General features: G+C 34.1%; 15 protein-coding genes. 3 read left to right on the top strand and 12 right to left on the bottom strand.

The window, feature by feature from the left end; translation table 11 throughout:
* Positions 1-71: 71 nt before the first annotated feature.
* Positions 72-959 (top strand): SAM hydrolase/SAM-dependent halogenase family protein, encoded by an 888-nt coding sequence (locus NLJ00_RS04905; protein ID WP_256636435.1) that lies wholly within the window; start codon positions 72-74, stop codon positions 957-959.
* An 82-nt stretch (positions 960-1,041) separates the two neighbouring features.
* On the opposite strand, the gene NLJ00_RS04900 is transcribed toward NLJ00_RS04905, so the two are convergent.
* Positions 1,042-1,572, bottom strand: coding sequence for a DUF6646 family protein (locus NLJ00_RS04900; RefSeq protein WP_256636434.1), 531 nt, complete (start codon positions 1,570-1,572; stop codon positions 1,042-1,044).
* 47 nt (positions 1,573-1,619) lie between these two features.
* Positions 1,620-2,354, bottom strand: a complete 735-nt coding sequence (locus tag NLJ00_RS04895; RefSeq protein WP_053473109.1) for a metallophosphoesterase family protein — start codon at positions 2,352-2,354, stop codon at positions 1,620-1,622.
* 138 nt (positions 2,355-2,492) lie between these two features.
* Between NLJ00_RS04895 and dinB the strand changes: the two genes are divergently transcribed.
* Together dinB and NLJ00_RS04885 are read left to right on the top strand one after the other, a co-directional pair.
* Positions 2,493-3,575 carry a DNA polymerase IV gene (gene dinB / locus NLJ00_RS04890; protein WP_256636433.1) on the top strand — a complete coding sequence of 361 codons (1,083 nt, stop codon included), beginning with the start codon at positions 2,493-2,495 and terminating at the stop codon, positions 3,573-3,575.
* A 106-nt stretch (positions 3,576-3,681) separates the two neighbouring features.
* Entirely contained in the window at positions 3,682-4,182 is a 501-nt protein-coding gene (locus NLJ00_RS04885) for a PAS domain-containing protein (protein ID WP_256636432.1), read from the top strand.
* A gap of 127 nt (positions 4,183-4,309) precedes the next feature.
* Here the strand turns inward: NLJ00_RS04885 and NLJ00_RS04880 are convergent, their stop codons facing one another.
* From NLJ00_RS04880 to NLJ00_RS04835, 10 genes are all read right to left on the bottom strand, one after another.
* The gene (locus tag NLJ00_RS04880) at positions 4,310-5,914 is read right to left on the bottom strand and encodes a fumarate hydratase (RefSeq protein ID WP_073485910.1); all 1,605 of its coding nucleotides are present in this window, start codon (positions 5,912-5,914) and stop codon (positions 4,310-4,312) included.
* Positions 5,915-6,234: 320 nt separating this feature from the next.
* The gene (gene tnpA / locus NLJ00_RS04875; protein WP_256636431.1) at positions 6,235-6,696 is read right to left on the bottom strand and encodes an IS200/IS605 family transposase; all 462 of its coding nucleotides are present in this window, start codon (positions 6,694-6,696) and stop codon (positions 6,235-6,237) included.
* A 283-nt stretch (positions 6,697-6,979) separates the two neighbouring features.
* Complete coding sequence (locus NLJ00_RS04870; protein ID WP_256636430.1) at positions 6,980-7,723, bottom strand: hypothetical protein; 744 nt, start codon at positions 7,721-7,723, stop codon at positions 6,980-6,982.
* Positions 7,724-7,906: 183 nt separating this feature from the next.
* Positions 7,907-9,346 (bottom strand): nucleoside recognition domain-containing protein, encoded by a 1,440-nt coding sequence (locus NLJ00_RS04865; RefSeq protein ID WP_256636429.1) that lies wholly within the window; start codon positions 9,344-9,346, stop codon positions 7,907-7,909.
* Between the two features lie 110 nt (positions 9,347-9,456).
* Positions 9,457-10,530 (bottom strand): winged helix DNA-binding domain-containing protein, encoded by a 1,074-nt coding sequence (locus NLJ00_RS04860; protein WP_256636428.1) that lies wholly within the window; start codon positions 10,528-10,530, stop codon positions 9,457-9,459.
* Positions 10,531-10,666: 136 nt separating this feature from the next.
* Positions 10,667-11,380 (bottom strand): 3'-5' exonuclease, encoded by a 714-nt coding sequence (locus NLJ00_RS04855; protein ID WP_256636427.1) that lies wholly within the window; start codon positions 11,378-11,380, stop codon positions 10,667-10,669.
* A gap of 184 nt (positions 11,381-11,564) precedes the next feature.
* Positions 11,565-12,041, bottom strand: a complete 477-nt coding sequence (locus NLJ00_RS04850; protein ID WP_180856138.1) for a methylated-DNA--[protein]-cysteine S-methyltransferase — start codon at positions 12,039-12,041, stop codon at positions 11,565-11,567.
* A 206-nt stretch (positions 12,042-12,247) separates the two neighbouring features.
* Entirely contained in the window at positions 12,248-13,081 is an 834-nt protein-coding gene (locus tag NLJ00_RS04845; protein WP_256636426.1) for an NAD-dependent epimerase/dehydratase family protein, read from the bottom strand.
* 153 nt (positions 13,082-13,234) lie between these two features.
* On the bottom strand, positions 13,235-13,687 hold the full coding sequence (locus NLJ00_RS04840) for a GNAT family N-acetyltransferase (RefSeq protein ID WP_256636425.1): 453 nt from the start codon (positions 13,685-13,687) through the stop codon (positions 13,235-13,237).
* A complete protein-coding gene (locus NLJ00_RS04835) occupies positions 13,672-14,574 on the bottom strand; it encodes a LysR family transcriptional regulator (protein ID WP_256636424.1) in 903 nt (300 codons plus the stop codon). Before NLJ00_RS04835 ends, NLJ00_RS04840 begins: the two co-directional genes overlap by 16 nt.
* Positions 14,575-14,671 lie beyond the last annotated feature (97 nt).

Below are 14,671 nucleotides of genomic sequence, written 5' to 3'. Positions count from 1 at the left end.
TTTTTCTAAGATATGCATGTCAATTTTTGGTTTTAATGAAATATCTTTGCATAAATTTAAAAAGAGAAAAAATGAAATTAAGAGTATTACTTTTTTTGCTTGCTATAACATTTAATGGTTTTTCGCAAAATAATATATTGGTTTTTCAATCAGATTTTGGTTTGAAAGATGGAGCAGTTTCTGCCATGAAAGGTGTTGCAATGGGTGTTTCGACCGATTTGAAAATATTTGACTTAACGCACGAAATTCCGGCTTTTAATATTTGGGAAGCAGCATATCGTTTATCGCAGACAGCTCAATATTATCCAACGGGAACTGTTTTTGTTTCAGTTTGTGATCCGGGAGTTGGTACTGCAAGACATTCTGTAGTTTTATTGACAAAATCAGGACATTATTTTGTAACTCCGGATAACGGAACTTTGACTTTAATTGCAGAACAATTAGGAATTCAGGAAGTTCGTGAAATTGATGAGGTAAAAAACCGTCGCCAAAACTCAAATGAATCGTATACGTTTCACGGACGTGATGTATATGCTTTTACCGGAGCGCGTTTAGCATCAAAAACAATTACTTTTGAAGAAGTTGGACCAAAATTACCAAGCGAAGTAGTTAAAATTGATTACCAAAAACCAGTATTTGAAAACGGCGTTATAAAAGGCGGAATTCCAATTTTGGATATTCAATACGGAAACGTTTGGACAAATATTGATAAAAAGACCTTTGCTAATCTTGGTTTGAAAGCAGGAGATTTTGTTAAAATCCAGATTTTCAACGGAACTAAAAAAGCTTACGAAGGAAAACTAAAACTAGTAAATACTTTTGGAGAAGTTCCTGTTGGAACAGACGTTACGTATTTTAACAGCCTTTTGAATTTTTCATTGGCCGTAAATCAAGGCAGTTTCTCAGCAAAACATAAAATTTACAGCGGAGCAGATTGGACTATTTTACTTAGCAAATAAGCTGAAATTATCATATAAAAAGAAAAACCGCTCAATTGAGCGGTTTTTTTATAAGTATTGCAATCTTGTTGCAGTTAAAAACTTAGTTCAAATTGAAAGAAGCTCCTAAACTAAAAGTAACCTGATTGTTTAAATGATCGAATACGTCATTGTTACTTCCGTATTTTGCAATTGGAAAAGCAAGTTCTGAAAACACACCAAATCCGTCAGTAAAGAAATAACGTCCGCCAATGTGCCCGCCAAAATTATGTAAACCTAAATTTAAACCAGGATAAACATCTAATTGCTCAACACCAATAACGCTGCTTAAATTAGCATTAATTCTTGCTTTTGCATCAAAACGATCTTTAAACTCTGGTTTGTAATCGTTGTATGGAGTTGGATTGTTGTGGTAGAAACCATTGTAATTATCTACACCAAGTAAATAACTGGAAACAAATCCGAAAGAGAAATTTTCTCCTAAACCAAAATCAATAGATCCCTGAATTCCTGAACCTCCATCTTGTAGATTAGCACCTACGTTTACTCTCATGTCACCTTTTCCAGTAAAAGCTTTCTGTGCATGAATAAATCCGAATGATACCAAAAACAATAATGTGATAACTTTTTTCATAACTTAAATATTAATTATTTTGCTGTGCAAATTTAAATTTTTATATATCAATTCCTACCTTTTTCGTTAGAATACAATTCATTTAACGGTTCACTTTGCCAGAACTCCTTGGTATCCACATTCATAATCGTTAAAGGACCTTTAAAAGCAGCACCCGTATCTACATTCCAAACGCATGCTTTATTTATGGGCACCGTTTCTCCAATTCTGGTAACGGGAGTATGTCCAATATAAATTTCTTTATAAACCGTAAAACGTTTCGGATAATATAAATCATCAGGTTTTAAATTTGGGTCTAAAGCCAATGCCGATTCCCAAAGTGTTCTGTCCCAATAAAATAATTTTGGAAAGTATTCCCAGACAACGCCATTTAAATTCGTAAATCCGGCATGAACGAAAAGTCGGTTTTCATCATCCAGATAATAATCTTTCAGAGATTCAAAAAAAGCGATATGTTCTTTTTTTCGTTCAGGCGAAATTTTAGAATATCCTTCAACAGTAGCTTTTCCGCCATGTTTGTACCACATTTCTTCATCCAGATCTTCATGTCTGTTCTCCAGCCAGTCAAGAGCCAGCTGATCATGATTTCCTCTAATGAAAATACAGTTTTGCGTTTTTTTAAATTCTATAAGAAAGTCGATAACTTCTGCCGACTGGCTCCAGCCGTCAACATAATCACCTAAAAATATAAGAGTATCTTGTGTAGTAACTTCGGCTCTTTTCAACACTTGCTCAAGTGCGAGTAATCCTCCGTGTATGTCGCCTATAACAAATGTTCGCATTGTTTAATATTTCGAGTAAACTACAAAAATAATTAAAATGATTCGTTTGGAATCATTTAGTTGTTAATCTTTAAAAATTGATACTATTTATAACTATAGCACCGTTCTTTTTATTGCTTTACTGTTTAAATTTGCATAATGTCAGATGTGCCAACATATCGAAAAATCATCCATATTGATATGGATGCTTTTTATGCTTCGGTAGAGCAAATGGATAATCCTGCTTTACGCGGAAAACCTGTTGCTGTTGGCGGTTCAGAAAATAGAGGAGTAGTTTCGGCCGCAAGTTATGAAGCCAGAAAATTTGGTGTCCGCAGTGCAATAAGCGGGGTTTTGGCAAAAAAATATTGTCCCGAAATTATTTTTGTCCGACCAAGATTTGATCGGTACAAAGAGATTTCTTCTAAAATCCATAAAATCTTTCATGAATACACAGATTTAGTTGAACCGCTTTCGCTGGATGAAGCTTATCTCGATGTGACCCAAAATAAAAAAGGAAATCCAAGTGCCAGTTTATTGGCCAAAGAAATCAGACTCCGAATTTTAAATGAAGTTGGGCTTACGGCTTCAGCAGGAATTTCTGTAAATAAGTTTGTAGCCAAAATTGCCAGCGATGTCAATAAACCAAACGGACAGAAAACGGTAAATCCAGATGAAATTATACCTTTTTTAGAAGAATTGCCTATCCGAAAATTTTATGGAGTTGGAAAAGTTACAACTGAAAAAATGTACCAGCTCGGAATTTTTACCGGACTGGATCTCAAAGGTAAATCGCTGGAATTTCTGGAGAAACACTTCGGAAAATCAGGTACTTTTTATTATAAAGTAGTTCGGGGAATTCATAACAGTGAAGTGAAATCACACCGAATTACAAAATCTGTCGCTGCAGAACATACTTTTGATGTCAATTTATCTTCAGAAATCTTTATGCTCGAACAATTGGAAAGAATTGCAGTTTCATTAGAAAAAAGATTGAAAAAACATAATATTTCTGGTAAAACAGTTACGCTTAAAATCAAATACAGCGACTTTACCCAGCAGACGAGAAGTAAAACACTGCCTTATTTTATTTCAGATAAAAGCTTGATTATGGAAATTGTGGAAGAACTGCTGTATCAGGAAAAAATGAAAGATTCTGTTCGTTTACTCGGAATTTCGCTCAACAATTTAAATAACGAAGAAAAAAAAGCCGTTGTTGTACAGCTAAAGTTTGCATTTTAAATTTAGAAAAGTTTTAGTAAAATTTTACTAAATGAGGTTTTCCCGTAATTTATTTTGTAACTTTAGTAGTAAGTTTGAGAGAAAAGATTTCTAAAATTCATTTAATATGAAAAAGAATAGCTCTGATGATACAGCAAACCGGACTTGGTTGCCTATTTTGGCCTTAGATCTTCATTATGAGTATTTAAATGAATTGAAGGCTGTTTTTGCCGACATGAAAAAGGTAAATAAAATCTCCAATCAATTTACCTGGAACGATAAAAACCTTAAAATCGAGGAAAGAATCAAAGACGAAGTAGTGCTTATTACTGATTTAGATTTAAAAATCGTCTTTGCATCCAACAGAATCAAAAGAATGACGGGATATAAAGAAGATGAAATTTTAGGGAAAACGCCTAAAATGTTTCAAGGCCCGGAGACTTGTAAAACTGTTTTAAAAGAAATTCAGGAAGCAATAAAATTGCAAGAACCTTTTAAGAAAACCATCCAAAACTATAAAAAAGACGGCAGAAGCTATAAATGCAGCATGGATGCAGCTCCAATTTATAATTTGAAAGGAGAGCTATCACATTTTATAGCTTTTGAAAAAGAAGATAAAAGCGCTTAGGTTTTTAAATGCCAAAAAGGCACTTAGACGCGAAGAAATTTTTAAGCAAAACATAAATAAAAACCGCCCAATGATGCGGTTTTTATTTTAAAAAATCTTTGTGTCTAAGTGCCTTTGTGGCAAAAACTTATAAATTTTCAAAGAAATCATTTCCTTTATCATCAGTAATAATAAAAGCAGGGAAATCTTTTACGGTGATTTTACGAACGGCTTCCATTCCTAATTCTTCAAAATCAACAACTTCAACTTTTAAAATATTGTCTTGTGCTAAAATAGCAGCGGGACCTCCAATAGAACCTAAATAGAATCCGCCATATTTATTACAAGCATCTGTAACTTGTTTAGTACGGTTTCCTTTAGCAAGCATAATCATACTTCCGCCATGTTTTTGGAATTCATCTACATAAACGTCCATACGTCCGGCAGTTGTCGGTCCAAAACTTCCCGAAGCCATTCCTTCCGGAGTTTTTGCAGGTCCTGCATAATATACCGGATGGTTTTTAAAATATTCCGGCATTGGTTTTCCGGCATCCAATAATTCTTTAATTTTTGCGTGTGCAATATCACGGGCAACAATTACAGTTCCGTTTAGTTTTAAACGTGTTTTGATAGGATATTGAGATAATTTAGCCAAAATATCTGCCATTGGCTGATCTAAATCAACTTCAACCGGAGCTTCTAAATGCGGAGCTGTTTCTGGTAAAAATTGTTTTGGATTTACTTCCAATTGTTCAACGAAGATTCCGTCTTTAGTGATTTTTCCTTTGATATTTCTATCCGCAGAACAAGAAACTCCTAATCCAACCGGACAAGAAGCAGCGTGACGCGGTAAACGAATTACACGAACGTCATGTGTGAAATATTTTCCTCCAAACTGAGCTCCAATTTCACTTTCCTGACAGATTTTTTGAACTCGTGCCTCCCATTCTAAATCACGAAATGCCTGACCCGCCATATTTCCAGAAGTCGGCAAGTGATCATAATATCCCGCAGACGCTTTTTTAACGGCACTTAAGTTTGCTTCCGCAGAAGTTCCACCAATAACCAAAGCCAAGTGATAAGGAGGACAAGCCGAAGTTCCTAAATCTTTGATTTTTGCTCTCACAAAAGCATCCATAGATTTATCGTTTAATAGAGATTTGGTCTGTTGATACAAGTAAGTTTTATTTGCAGAACCACCACCTTTTGCCATAAATAGGAATTCGTATGAAGTTCCTTTTTTAGCATATATATCAATTTGTGCCGGAAGATTTGAACCTGAGTTTTTCTCTTCAAACATCGAAATTGGCACAATTTGAGAATAGCGTAAATTGCGTTTTTGGTATGTATTGAAAATACCACGGCTTAACCATTCAGCATCATCAACACCCGTAAAGATGCTTTCGCCTTTTTTTGCCATTACAATTGCTGTTCCGGTATCCTGACAGCTTGGTAACTGACCTTCGGCAGCAACCGAAGCATTTTGAAGTAAATTGTAAGCTACAAAACGATCATTGTCTGTTGCTTCAGGATCGTCAAGTATGTTTCTTAGTTTTTGCAAATGTGTCGTTCTAAGCATAAACGAAACATCCGTTAAGGCTTCTTCAGCTAGTAATTCTAAACCTTTTGGATCAACGGTTAAAACTTCGCGTTCTCCAAATTGTTCCACTTTTACAAAATCAGAGGTGATTTTGCGGTACTGCGTATCATCCTTTAAAATTGGGTAAGGATCCTGGTATATAAAATCAATCATTTCTTTGTTTTTTTACAAAGTTAGAAATTATTTACCTAAGAAAGAATTTGAATTAGGGGCTTGTATTTATATTTTAAACTGGACTGAAGTCCAGCCCTACAATATGATTCGAGCCGTTGGCTCTTTTTTTTAGTTCTTCAGGAACAATTTATTTTGTAGAGTGTATTTTAATGTATTTATATAACATCAAAGATGGAGATGACTCTACATAAAGTTCCGAAGGAACGATCCATATTGTAGGCCTGGACTTCAGTCCAGTTTTAATACGGGATGATTATTTGACGAAACGTAATTGTTTTGATGAGTTTGCAATTATAGAATCATATTAAATTTTCAAAAAGATATCGTTCATCAAATTTAGCATTGTGTTTGCTTAAAAAAGAAGAATATTCCTCTTTGAAATTTTGCTTTTTATGATGCTCTTCTTGATTTTCAATATATTTATACACAGCATCAATGTGAGATTTACTATATGAAAAGACACCATAACCTTCCTGCCATTCAAATTTGCATTTTGTCAATTGATGATCATTGATGTATTTTGAAGATTTCCCTTTTACAGCTTTCATCAAATCCGAAACAGAGATTGTTGGTTTAAGAGCTAGAAGACAATGAACATGATCTTCGGTTCCGTTTACTATTATGGTTTTGCAGCCAGTTTCATTTATTAAATTCCCTATTACGCTTAACATTTTAGATTTGCAATCATTTGTAATTTGTGCTTCTCTGTATTTAACTGCAAAAACGGCTTGTATATAAACTTGATGAAAGGTGTTTGACATTTTATATTATTAACGATTAAAAATTCGTTGTAAATATATAAATTTTCTTACAATTATATAAACCCTTTTGTCATGTTATATTTAAACTGGACTGAAGTCCAGCCCTACAAAATGAATCGTTCCTTCGGAACTTTATGTAGAATTATCATTAAGCTTGATGTTATGGAAATGAACAGAAGTGCAACTTAACAAATAAATTGTTTTTGCAGAACTAGAAAAAAAGAGCCAACGGCTCGAACAATATTGTAGGGCTGGACTTCAGTCCAGTTTGTTTGTGACAAGTTTAATCTTGCTGATGAAATTCATTAAAGGTCATTTTCTTTTCAAAGTAAGGTTTGTCTTTTGCCGACAGTAATTTCTTTTTGCAATGATTTCCTTTTAGTGAAAATGAAGTTGAATCAGAATAAGTTACAATTCCCGAATCTTCAGAATCGTCATCTGTTGGGTCATAAGAAACAATTTTGCAATAAAAATTTTCGGGATCTTTTCCAGAAACATCACCCATAAATTCCGTCCAGGTTCCCCAGCCGCTGTCTGACATGGATTCCCATTCATGTACAAGCTGTAAATTGCCGTTTTTGAAATAAAACAAATAATTTTCATAGGTATATCCGCAGGCCGGATATCCGAAATCAATTTTTATAAAAGAAGAATTTTTGTCTGAAGTATAAGTTAAACCGTTCGATCCGCTCCATTCAGAACCTTTTTCGTAGTTTTTGATACTAACTTTTGAAGACGCTACTTTGTTTTTATTCTGATAAAAGTCAAGTCTGAATTTTGAAGTAACAACACTGTCTTTATCTGCTTTTTGCTCGATAAGATTGGCTAAAATATGAGTCACTTCAGCATCTTTTTCGTTTGAAAGAAGAATTGTATCTGTTTTAAGAGAACGTTCTTCGGTTTCTTTTGTATCTGGAACAGCTATTTCTGGAATTTGCGTATGATTTAAATCAGCTATTTTAGGTTTCGTTTGTTCTTTTTGACAGCTTGCGAAAACTAATAGAACGAAAAGATATTTCAATTTCATTAATTATATTTTTGATTTGTTAGATGAATATAAAAAGAAGAAAATAAAAGCCATAATTACAAATCTAATTATCTCATTGTCTTCTTTTGCAACTTCATTCATCGGCTTTTTTCCTCCATAATAAATCCATTTAATACCATTTCCAATAAAAAAACAGATTAATTTTGATACTTACGACATAATTTAAAAAAACCAAGTCGCCACAAAAATTGCCGTAATTACACAAATAAGATCCACTAAAAGCATAGTGCCTAAAGCATAACGGGTATTTTTGATATTAACCGAACCAAAATAAACTGCAATTACATAAAAAGTACTTTCGGCGCTGCATTGAAAAATACTGCTCAGTCTCGCCGTTAACGAATCGGCACCAAAAGTATTCATCGAATCGATTAAGAATCCGCGGGAACCAGCAGAACTAAACGGACGAAGCATAGCAACTGGCAACGCATTCGTAATTTCTTTGCTTACTCCCATATTTGAGAAAACAAAAGCAATTCCATCGCTGATAATTTCAAATAAACCGCTGTTTCTGAATAAAGAAATAGCAACCAGCATTCCCAATACATAAGGGAAAATAGTTACTCCGGTTTTAACACCATTATTTGCACCAACAACAAAAGTGTCGAAAACAGTTGTGTTTGCCTCGCTGAATTTCTTTTCGTTTTTGAAAGAGAATATCAAAGTAAAAGCAATAATGGCAATTAAAATTAATCCCGAAAGGTTAGAAGTAAAATAGTTTTTTCCAATTAAGTCCAAATGATTAACATACATCAACAAACCAACAATGGCGGCGATTAATCCCATTAAGACGATAAGAAGAGAAGCACTTTTGAAATTGATTTTTTGCTTAATTCCAACAATTAAAAACGCAGCAATAGTTCCGATAAAAGAAGTAATGATACATGGCAGCATAACATCGGCAGGATTACTTGCATTTGCTGCGGCGCGATATCCAATAATCGAAGTTGCGATTAAAGTTAAACCCGAAGCATGAAGACACATAAACATAATTTGGGCGTCACTCGCTTTGTCTTTATCGGGATTTATTTCCTGTAAACTTTCCATGGCTTTCAATCCAAATGGTGTTGCAGCCGAATCTAATCCGAGGAAATTAGCAGCAAAGTTCAAAGTCATGTAGGATATTGAAGGATGGTTTTTAGGAATACTTGGAAACACTTTTACAAAAACTGGACTTAATAGTTTTGCCAGATTTCCAGAAGCTCCCGAAACGATTAAAAGTTCCATTAATCCGCAGAAGAAAGCCAAATAAGCAATAAGCGGCAGAATTAAATCAACTAAAGTGCTTTTACAAGTTGGCAGTAAACCATCAGACTTTTGAAGACCGCTGTATATTTTTACAGTTTTGCTTTTATAAACATAAGTCGTGTCGGTATTAAGCGTATCACGATTGATAATCATGGTTTGATCCGGTGCTTTTTTTATACTGTCTTTAATGAAAGCCGGAAGTTCATGAATGTATTTTTCAGAAACTAAAACAGGATCATCTTTCTTTCCATTTAAAACAGAATCAATCGTATAAGTATTGGCAGTAAATAAACTGACTACAATAAAAACAATCGAAGAAATAAAAATAACTAACCAAAATCTACTTAATACCATAATGCTATTTTTTTGTAAATGTAATTATTTAGGCAGAATATGCACAAAGATTTTATTCTCGAAAGGAGAAGTATTTCTAAGAAAGTGCAGACTTTTAGTGAAATTTCAAATTATTCAATAACAATTTTAGTTTCTAAGTAGTTTTCAAAAGCTTTAATTCCTTCAAATAGAATTTCTTTTTTCGAGTTTTCAGTTTCATTAAAAAACTCCGTTTCGATTTTGGCGTGATCTTTTTTGAAAGTCCGTTTCCATATTCCGATGACTTTTCCATTTTCAAGAATTATGGGTTTAAAGATGCCATTATTGGTAAAAACTCTAGTTTGATGTTCTGATAAAAAAGAAGCTTCTCTAGTTTTATACGAAATCAAAATCTCATCAAAAGCTGGAAGAAAGTGAATGCTTTCCTTGAAGTTAACCTTTTCAATGTTTTGATTTACAAAGTAATAATTTTTATTATCAATTTCAAAAAACTCTAATTGCAACTTAATTGCATCAATAATTTTTTGACAGATAGTAGGTGGAAAACCAGACCACCACGAAAAATCTAGCAAAGTTGCTGGGCCGTGACTTTCAAAATAGCGTTTAGCTAGTTTTGCCAAACCTTCTTCTTTTGTTAATTGTGTTTTAGGTTTTTGAACTCGTTCTTCAAGCAAGGCGTATGTGATTTTTTTGCCTTTCATTCTGCCGTTGCAAACCAAACCATCTTGTTCTGCATGCATCATAATTGCAGCACTTAGAAAATCTTCTTTTGAAGTTCTTTTAATGCCAAGTTCCTGCATAATTTCATCCCGGGTCAAATGATTGTTTCCAGACAATAGTTTTTCGATAGCATTATTAGCCTGATCCAGTTTTTTTGCATCAAAACCAAATTTTTTAGCTCCGGATATAGTCATTCTTTTTACTTGAGGCCCGGCAAGATCTAACATCCAGTAAATGTCTTCTGGAGAAACAAAGTGCCAGGTTGGCCGTAAAATATGAGTTCGAATTATTTTTCCTGAATTAATGTCTTCTTCAATTTCTTTTTCAGATGCATCACAACGGGAACCAATCGCCCATTTTGCCATTGCATAATCCTGCGCTTGCATCGCTCCAAAATGATGCACAATTTCTTGTGGAGAACATTTGTCTGTTTTATACAACTTCTGCGAAACAAGACGATGATGTGAAATTTCCGAATGTGTCATCTTTTAAAAATTTATTAAACCATATAAGTTATATAAGTTCATTTAATTTTGTTCTGTGCCTCTAGACCTTAGAAATATAAGCTCATTTAGGTAAAACTTTGTCCCTCTGAACCTTTGCACCTTTGTCACTCAAAAATCACACATGAATAATTTCATCATCAATCAATAAATCCTCACGGCGTAAACGAAGGAAAATCTGCGCTACGGCGATTGTATCTTTTTCACAATATGTTATAATTCGGTCTATGTCTTTTTCGACATAATAAACGTGTGCGACCTGACTTCCATCAATATCGCCTTTTGGCGATGGAACTCCAAGAATCTTGGTCAAAAGCTTTAAAGAAGTAAAATGCTTATAATCGCCAAACTTCCATAATTCTAAAGTATCAAGATGTGCAATTTCCCAAGGTTTTTTACCGAATAAATTCAGTTTGTCGGGAATTGCGATTTGATTTATGATCATTCGGCGCGCAATAAACGGAATATCAAATTCCTTTGCGTTATGTCCGCATAAAAGATGCTGCGGCTGATTGAAATGATTGTTCAGCAGATTATTAAAGTCTTTCAGAATCTTTTTTTCTTCTCCAAAAAAGGAAGTTACTCTGAAATTTCTAACGTCGCCTTTGATTGTAAAATAACCAACCGAAATACAGATTATCTTTCCGAATTCTGCCCAAATTCCGGCACGATCGTAAAATTCTTCCGGTGTATAATCGTCTTTTCGCTGATACTGCGTTTTTAAATCCCAAAGAGACTTCATTTCTTCGTCAAGAGAATTGAAGTTTTCTTCCTCCGGAACGGTTTCTATATCAAGAAAGAGAATGTTATTAAGGTTTATTTTTTCAATCATATTTTTTTGCCACGAATTTCACGAATTTTCACTAATTCTTTGTGGAGATAAATGTACAATAATTTGAATTTTTTTCGGGCACGAATTTATTAATTGAATGAATTTTCTTTAAATAAAGAGGTTTTTTGAGTCATAATAAAGAAAAAAATTCGTGAAAATTAGTGAAATTCGTGGCTAACACTTTTTAGAATAAACTCTGTTGTGCAGAAGGACTTTCGTGTTCAAGCAGCCATTTTTTGCGGGACAATCCTCCGGCATAACCGGTTAATGAACCATTTGTACCGATAACTCTGTGGCAGGGAACGACAATCCAAAGCGGATTTTTACCATTTGCAGATGCTACTGCACGAATTGCTTTTATATCGCCCAGTTTTTTGGTTTGATCCATGTAACTTACTGTTTTTCCATACGGAATTTCCAGTAATGCTTTCCAGACTTTTTGTTGAAATTCTGTTCCTTGTGGATTTAGTTTTAAATCGAAATCAGTTCTTTTTCCTTCGAAATATTCCTCAAGCTGCGAAACGGCGTCTTTTAAAACTTTTGGTATTTTCTTTGAAACTTCGTTTGTTCCAACATCAGAAACGGAGATTATTGCAATACCATCTTCATCTCCAACTATCTTGGTGATTCCTAAAGGTGAATTAACATAAACTGTTTCCATATTTTACTACTGAGTTTTTTTACCGCAAAGACGCGAAGGTTTCGCAAAGTTCGCAAAGTTTTTTTTAAACCATATAAGTTATGTAAGTAATTTAAGTTTTTATTGTTTAACTAAGCTCACAAAGTTTACACTATTGTCACCCTGAGCGAAGTCGAAGGTTTATGCAAACAAAAGGGCTTCGACTTCGCTCAGCCTGACATTTCAGTTTAATAATCCTTCAGCTTAAATTGATAATTTAAAAAGGTTTCAATTTTCTTGCTTGAGATAATCTTTTTGATGTTTGATTTTTCAGAACTGAATTTTGGTAAAACTAAGTTTTGTTCTTTTGCTTTTTGAGTGTAATATTCCTCTCTACTTGGATGAAAAGGCGCAGCGGCGTTGAAAACTTCATTCCATTTTGATTGGTTTATGATTTCTTCAATAATTGCGATACAGTCATTTTGATGAATTAAATTTATTGGAGCATCGGGATTTTCAAGGTTTTCTTTTCCTGCTAAAAACTTTACGGGATGTCGGTCTTCGCCGATTAATCCGCCGAAACGCAGGATTGTGGTTTCGAAATTTTGATTTTTTTGAAGAATTACTTCTGCTACAACCAATTGTTTTCCACTTTCTGTTTCGGGATTTGGTATTGTTTCTTCTGTAATCAATTCGTTTTCATCTCCATAAACCGAAGTTGAACTCACAAAAAGGACTTTCGAAATCCCAGATTTCTCTATAAACGGAATTAGGTTTTCGATTTTCTGAACAAAAACCTTGTTAGACTCTGATGAAACAGCTCGCAATTTTGGCGGAATATCAATAATCAGGATTTCGCTTTCGGCTAAAAAATCAGTAATATTTTCAGATACACTTTCGCTTTCAAGTATTCCTTCGACTTCGCTCAAGATGACAAGAAATGGATTTATTCCGGCATCTTTTAAAATAGAAAGTTTGTTTTCTGAAGTTGTTGATCCGTTTACCGAATTTCCTTTTTCGATTAATTTTTTTGCTAAAGGTAGTCCGAGCCAGCCGCAGCCTAATATACTTATTTGTTTCATTTCTTTTTTGAGGTTCAAAGGGGCAAAGATACAAAGGTTCAAAGGTTCAAAGGTTTTTGTTTCTCGCAGATTCTGCAGATTTGAGCAGATTTTAAAATCCTTTTAATCTGTGGCGATAAATAAAAAATTTTGCGTCTTTGCGACTTTGCGAGATTAAATCAAATTTAGCGTAAATCTAACTTTGTTTTTTCCTTTTGCACCAATTCTATTGTAAAATTTAATAGCTCTAGTATTAAATTCAGGAGTCTGCCATTGAATGTTGATGCAGTTATTTTTTGTTCCAATTTCTTTTAGCTTTTCAATTAAAACTTCTCCAATTCCGAAACTGCGGGCCTCTTCTTCCAGAAACAAACAATCCATGTACATAAAAGTGGCGGCGTCCCAGGTTGAATAATCAAAAGTATAGGAAACATAACCCACAATTGTTTCTTTTACAGCTACGACCAAACAGAACAGTTTTGGGTTTTTGCTGAAAATAGCTTCTTTTAATTTTTCTTGTTTTCCTTCCGGAGAAAAATCAGCTTTCTCGAATTCAGCATGTTTTTGGCAAAGAATAACCAGTTTAGGTAAATCGGCTACTTCGCAATTTCTTATTGTATATTCCATTGCAGGTTAATTTCGTTTTGGAGAAAATTAATAAAATGTTGAAAATAATCCGGGTAGGTTTCGTTTGCTCTCGTCGCTATGAAATGTTTTCGTTTTAAGCCGTTTTTACCCACTTTTACCGCTTTAATTGGATTATTCTTTAAATGTGGCTGTAATGCCCATTTTGCCATCGACATAACGCCCATATCGGCTTTTACCATTTCAAGAGATGCTTCTGTTAACGGAAGCGGGGTTACCTTTTTCGGCGTTATTTTGGCTGGAGCCAAAACAAACTGATGAATCGTAACCGTTTCCATCGGAAGGGAATGAATAATTAAATGTTCATTGATAAAATCCTCGGCAACAACATACTTTTTATCTGCCCACGGATGATTTTCAGAAACGGCCATTACGACTTCATCCTGAAATAGCTCAGTATATTTTATATGATTGTCTTTTATTGTATCGCTTACAATGGCAATGTCAATCGTGTTTTCTAAAAGTTTTTGCAGCGGAATATGAGTTGCTTCGGTTATAATTTTCAGCTCTACATTTGGGTATAAAAGATGAAACTGTTTTAAAACCGGCGGAAGCCAGTGATAACTGGAGAAACATTCGGTGCTGATTCTGATTTCACCATATTCACCATAAACCATTTGTTTGATCTGTGTTTGAGCCTGCGAAAGTTTATCCAGAATTTCATTAGCCAAATCATAGATTTTTTCGCCTGCTTTTGTGAGCACAAGTTTTTTATTGGTTCTTAAAAAAATGGCCGTACCCAATTGATATTCTGCTTCTTTGAGCTGATGACTCAAAGCCGATTGTGTCAAATGAAGTTTGTCAATAGCTTTTGTAATGCTTCCTTCTTCAACAATTGCTTTTATCAATTTTAGGTGGCGTATTTCCATTTTTTGAGATTTATATACAAAGGAACAAAATTTTAGACTGGCTTTTGCATGAAAAAAACTAATGCGGTTCATGAATTCTTTTCGTTTTTATGGCACT

Source organism: Flavobacterium panici, assembly GCF_024499525.1.
In the GTDB taxonomy this organism is placed as follows: Bacteria; Bacteroidota; Bacteroidia; order Flavobacteriales; family Flavobacteriaceae; genus Flavobacterium; species Flavobacterium panici.
Note: the sequence above shows the minus strand (reverse complement) of the source record. Positions and strands in the feature narration are given on the sequence as shown.